Raw genomic sequence first — 4210 nt, 5'->3', positions numbered from 1 at the left:
TCCGTCCTCAAACGCCGGAGGGGCTGGAACGGCTGCCGTGTCTGCCCGGGGCGGCCCGGTCCGGGCCGCCCACCACCAGGGCCCGTCCTCAAACGCCGGACAGGCTGGGTTTGGCACCTGGTCCCGGGAGGCAGGCCGGATGGGCTGGGCGGCCCTCGGCCCAGGCACGGGCGGCCCGGGGCCACCGGGGCGTGCCCAGCGGGCACGAGCAGCGCGGGCGGGGGCTACATGCGGGCGATGTTGCGTTCGTAGACGAGGCGGAGGCCGATGAGGGTGAGCCACGGCTCGTGCTCGTCGATCTCCGAGGACTCCCCGAGCACCATCGGCGCGAGCCCACCCGTCGCGATCACCGTCACCTCGCCCGGGTCCTCCGCCAGCTCCTTCTTCATCCGGCGGACCACCCCGTCCACCTGCCCGGCGAATCCGTAGACGATCCCGGACTGCATCGCCTCGACGGTGTTCTTGCCGATCACGCTCCTCGGCCGGGCCAGCTCGATCTTGCGGAGCTGGGCGCCCTTCACACCGAGGGCCTCGACGGAGATCTCGATCCCGGGGGCGATCACCCCGCCCGCGTACTCCCCCCGGGGGCTCACCGCGTCGAAGGTGGTGGCCGTGCCGAAGTCGACCACGATCGCGGGCCCCCCGTAGAGATCGACGGCCGCGACCGCGTTGATGATGCGGTCCGCGCCGACCTCCTTGGGGTTGTCCATCAGGATCGGCACCCCGGTCTTGATGCCGGGCTCGACCAGGACGGCCGGGACGTCGCCGTAGTAGCGGCGGGTCACCTCGCGCAGCTCGTGCAGGACGGAGGGGACGGTGGAGCAGATCGCGATGCCCTCGATGCCGTCGCCCAGCTCCATGCCGAGCAGCGGATGCATCCCCATCAGGCCCTGGAGCAGCACGGCCAGCTCATCGGCGGTGCGGCGGGCGTCCGTGGAGATACGCCAGTGTTCGACGATCTCCTCGCCGTCGAAGAGACCGAGGACCGTGTGCGTGTTGCCTACGTCGATGGTGAGCAGCATCAGACATCGGCCCCACGGAGATCGAGACCGATGTCGAGGATCGGCGACGAGTGGGTCAGCGCGCCGACGGCGAGGTAGTCGACGCCGGTCTCCGCGTACGCGCGGGCGTTGGCGAGCGTCAGCCGGCCGGAGGATTCGAGGACCGCGCGCCCGGCGACCAGGGCGACGGCCTCCGCCGTCAGCCCGGGGGTGAAGTTGTCCAGCAGAATCAGGTCGGCACCCGCGTCGAGCACCTCGCGCACCTGGTCCAGGGTGTCCACCTCGACCTCTATCGGGACGTCGGGGAACGCGTCCCGTACCGCCTTGAAGGCCGCCGCGACACCCCCGGCCGCCACCACGTGGTTGTCCTTGACGAGGGCCGCGTCCGACAGGGACATCCGGTGGTTGACGCCGCCCCCGCAGCGCACCGCGTACTTCTCCAGGGCGCGCAGGCCGGGCGTCGTCTTGCGGGTGTCGCGGACCTTCGCCCCCGTACCCTCCAGGGCGTCCGCCCAGGCGCGGGTCGCGGTGGCGATGCCGGAGAGCCGGCACATGATGTTCAGCGCGCTGCGCTCGCCGGTCAGCAGCTCCCGGGTGCCGGCGGTGACGGACAGCAGTTTCTGGCCCGCCTCGACGCGGTCGCCGTCCTCGACATGCCGCTCGACGGCGAACTCGCTGGTGGCCACGACCGACAGGATCGCCTCGGCGACCTGGATGCCCGCGACCGTACCGGCCTCGCGGGCGGTGAAGTCGCCGGTCGCGGTGGCGCCCTCAGGGATGGTCGCCACGCTCGTCACATCCGCACCGCCGTCGAGGTCCTCGCTCAGCGCGAGGTGGGCGATGTCCTCGACCTGTACGGGGTCGAGCCCCGCGGCCTCCAGCAGCGCGGCGAGGGCGGGGTCGAGACCGCACTCGTACTCCCCCTCCTGCCCGGCGCCGTCCGCACAGCCGCAGGAGTCCCCGCGACCGATCTGGATCAGCGGGACGTCCACTGGGACTGGGCGCTCTTCCGGCGCATCCGGCGTGCTCACGATGACTCCATAGGGGCGTGGGGGTCGGTCGGGGGGAAAGCGGTGCCGTCCGTGCGGGTGACGACAAGGGAGCGGTCGGGGGCCAGGCGTACCACCAGATGGCGGCGCCAGGCGGAGTCGTCGCGGTCGGGGCGGTCCTCGCGCCAGTGGCAGCCGCGGGTCTCCTCGCGCGCCAGGGCGGCGGCGGTCAGCACCCGGGCGACACAGAGCAGATTGGACGTCTCCCAGGACTCGACTCCGGGTTCGGCGGTCTTGTCGTCGGCGACGGCGGCTGCGCTTGTGGCTGTGGCTGCCCTTGTGGCTGTGGCTGTGGGGTCTGCTGCGGCTGCCGGGTCGACTGTGGCTGCGGGGGCGGCTGTGTCGCTGACTGCGGCTGCGGGGCCGGCCGTGGTGGCGTCGGCGTCTACGGCTCCGTCCCCGGCGCCGCCCGAGGCCGCCGCCGCGCGGTGCACCGCCTCCAGCGCCGCCGCCGCCTCGCGCAGCGACGCGGCGGAACGCAGGACACCCGCCCCGAGCGACATGATCCGCTGGATTCCGGCGCGGGCCTCAGGGGCGATCAGTGGCAGTACGCAGGTGCTCGCCGGGGCCGAGGGCGCACCGACCGCCGGGACCCCGGCGGCCGTATCGGCTGCGGCGGTATCGGTGGCCGTATCGGCTGCGGGGTCGGCGGCGGGGTCGGCCGCGGTGACAGCCGTATCGGCCGTGCCGCCCGCGATATCCGCGATGTCCGCCGCGATGCGCTCCGCGAAGACGAGGCCCTCCAGCAGGGAGTTCGATGCGAGCCGGTTGGCGCCGTGGACGCCGGTGCAGGCGACCTCCCCGCAGGCCCAGAGCCCGGGGACGGTGGTGCGGCCGTGCAGATCGGTGCGTACGCCCCCGGAGGCGTAGTGGGCGGCCGGGGCGACCGGGACCGGTTCGGTGACGGGGTCGATGCCATGGGCGCGGCAGGCGGCCAGAATCGTGGGAAAGCGCCGCTCCCACATCTCACGGCCGAAGTGCCGGGCGTCCAGATACATATGGTCCGCGCCCTGCTCCCGCATCCGGCGCATGATGGCCTTGGCGACGATGTCGCGGGGAGCCAGCTCGGCCAGTTCGTGCTGCCCGAGCATGAAACGGGTGCCGGACGCGTCGACGAGATGGGCGCCCTCTCCCCGTACGGCCTCGGAGACCAGCGGCTGCTGGCCCTCCGAGTCGGTCCCCAGGAACAGCACCGTCGGGTGGAACTGCACGAACTCGATGTCGGAGATCTCCGCCCCGGCGCGCAGGGCGAGCGCCACGCCGTCGCCGGTGGAGACGGCAGGGTTGGTGGTGGCGGAGAAGACCTGGCCCATACCGCCGGTGGCGAGGACGACGGCGGGGGCGTGGACGGCTCCGACGCCGTCGTGCTGGCCCTCGCCCATGACATGGAGGCTGACGCCCGCCGTACGCCCTGCGGCGTCGGTGAGCAGATCCAGGACCAGCGCGTTCTCGATGATGCCCAGATCGGCTTCGCGGACCGCGCCGACCAGCGCGCGGGAGATCTCCGCGCCCGTCGCGTCGCCGCCCGCATGGGCGATCCGGCGCCGGTGGTGGCCGCCCTCGCGGGTGAGCGCTATCCCGCCCCCGGCGGCGGTGTCGAAGTGCGCTCCGGTGGCGATCAGCCGGTGCACGGCGCCGGGGCCCTCGGTGACGAGCGCCCGGACGGCGTCCTCGTCGCAGAGCCCGGCGCCCGCGACGAGGGTGTCGGCCAGATGCTGTTCGGGGGTGTCGCCGTCGCCGAGCGCGGCGGCGATACCGCCCTGGGCCCAGCGGGTGGACCCGTCGTCCAGCCGGGCCTTGGTGACGACGACCGTACGGAGCCCGGCGGCGGTACAGCGCAGGGCGGCGGTCAGACCCGCGACGCCGGAGCCGACGACGACGACATCGGCCGAGATGGCCCAGCCGGGGGCGGGGGCGGCCAGCCGTATACCGGTGGTCTGCGGGGCGCCGGTCACGAGGTGGCTCCGAACCTGAGAGGAATGTTGTCGATCAGCCGGGTCGCGCCGACCCTGGCGGCGACGGCGAGGATCGCCTCGCCGTGGTGGTCGTCGGCGACCTCGGTGAAGGTCGCCGGGTCGACCAGGGCCAGATAGTCCAGGTCGAGGGGCGGGGTCGCGCGCGCGGCCTCGTCGAGGACCGTACGGGCCGCCGCCCGTACGG

The 4210-nt window shown here is 73.5% G+C and carries 4 protein-coding genes; all 4 read right to left on the bottom strand.

Annotation, left to right across the window (positions count from 1 at the left end; all coding sequences use genetic code 11):
* Positions 1–224 precede the first annotated feature (224 nt).
* On the bottom strand, positions 225–1022 hold the full coding sequence (locus tag ACWF94_RS34955; protein ID WP_453498053.1) for a type III pantothenate kinase: 798 nt from the start codon (positions 1020–1022) through the stop codon (positions 225–227).
* The gene (gene nadC, locus ACWF94_RS34950) at positions 1022–2032 is read right to left on the bottom strand and encodes a carboxylating nicotinate-nucleotide diphosphorylase (protein WP_453498050.1); all 1011 of its coding nucleotides are present in this window, start codon (positions 2030–2032) and stop codon (positions 1022–1024) included. The genes ACWF94_RS34955 and nadC overlap by 1 nt, the downstream gene beginning before the upstream one ends.
* Positions 2029–4005 carry an L-aspartate oxidase gene (locus ACWF94_RS34945; RefSeq protein ID WP_453498047.1) on the bottom strand — a complete coding sequence of 659 codons (1977 nt, stop codon included), beginning with the start codon at positions 4003–4005 and terminating at the stop codon, positions 2029–2031. Before ACWF94_RS34945 ends, nadC begins: the two co-directional genes overlap by 4 nt.
* A partial coding sequence (locus ACWF94_RS34940) for a pantoate--beta-alanine ligase (RefSeq protein ID WP_453498044.1) occupies positions 4002–4210 on the bottom strand: 209 nt, incomplete at its 5' end. The genes ACWF94_RS34945 and ACWF94_RS34940, both read right to left, overlap by 4 nt.

Source organism: Streptomyces sp. NPDC055078 (assembly GCF_053607985.1).
The sequence above is the reverse complement of the archived record's forward strand: the minus strand, read 5'-3'. Positions and strand labels throughout refer to the sequence as shown.